Origin of the sequence: Aquimarina sp. RZ0, assembly GCF_008370685.1 — a bacterium.
Taxonomy (GTDB): Bacteria; Bacteroidota; Bacteroidia; order Flavobacteriales; family Flavobacteriaceae; genus Aquimarina.
In genome coordinates, this window is the sequence record NZ_VTZU01000224.1 from 1 (window position 1) to 1,194 (window position 1,194).

The following is a 1,194-nucleotide window of genomic DNA, read 5'->3' on the forward strand; positions in this document are numbered from 1 at the left end:
TTCAATGAATTTATACGAATTTTTTAATCACAAATCGTATTAATAAGAAATCACTATTTTTTTTAATAGCAACAAAGAAGCAAATTTTAATGAGTAACCTTAATTCAGAAATGTAATATCACTCATCACGCATTGACTTGCGATAGATAAATGGGGATACCTGTTCTATTTTCTTAAACTGCTTATTAAAATAAGGAACAGAATTATACCCACATTCAAAACCTATTTCCTTAATAGGAAGATCAGTGTTTGCTAATAATTTTTTAGAAAAATCAATCCGTATTTTGTTCAGGTAATGCGTAAAGGTGTACTGGGTTTCATTTTTAAAATACCTGCAAAAGGAAGATATCGTCATATTAACCATATGAGCACACGCTTCTACAGAGATTTCTTTTTGATAATGTTCCATAATATACTCGTGAATCTTCAGAATACGATTTGATTTAAAATAAAAACTCTCCTGCAAATAACTTTCAGAAGCCAATATCTTATACGTAGAAAGGTTGATGAGGTCCAAAATTTTGATCAACTTTAGCAACTGATCCGGAGGAGATAATTTCGGAATTTCTTTAAGCAATTCAATAATATTCTTCTTATATATTCCTTCAATTTTAATACCTCGCTCTGCAGCTCGTAATACCTTACGAACCCCTTTTAGCTCAGGAATATCAACAAAATGAGAACCAAAAATATCTTTTTTAAATTGAACATAAATAGATTCACAAAACTCTGTCGAATCTTGCTGTAAATATTTGGGATCAGGAATCCAGGTATGCGGTAAATATCCACCCAATAAAACTAAATCATGATCTTCAAAATTCTCACCGTGATCCCCTACAAGGCGGCGACCACTACCATTGGTAATCAATAATAATTCAAACTCAGGATGATAATGCCAGGAACCACTAAAATAAGGCTCGCTATACACTCCCGTATGAAAAGAAGCATGTAAAGGTTTCTCTACTTTCTCAAGAGACACTGCAATTTTATGATCTGTAGGGATTTGCTTCACAAGAACAATAAGGATTAATTTCTTGCTAAAATAGTGTAATTTACCATAACAGTAAAAGTGTACTTTTATAAAATATAACAGTTGTTGTTTTGAATTTGCTGCAAAAGAAAATTAGATTTTTTTATTTCAGTCAAAATGAGAAGACAGGTATAGCAAGGCTGCGGTTTATTTTCATTCTGAAA

1 protein-coding gene is annotated in these 1,194 nt (G+C 31.5%); it reads right to left on the minus strand.

The annotated features are described in order from the left end of the window. Positions 1 to 118 precede the first annotated feature (118 nt). On the minus strand, positions 119 to 1,012 hold the full coding sequence (locus F0000_RS27395) for an AraC family transcriptional regulator (protein ID WP_255452942.1): 894 nt from the start codon (positions 1,010 to 1,012) through the stop codon (positions 119 to 121). Positions 1,013 to 1,194: the final 182 nt, after the last annotated feature.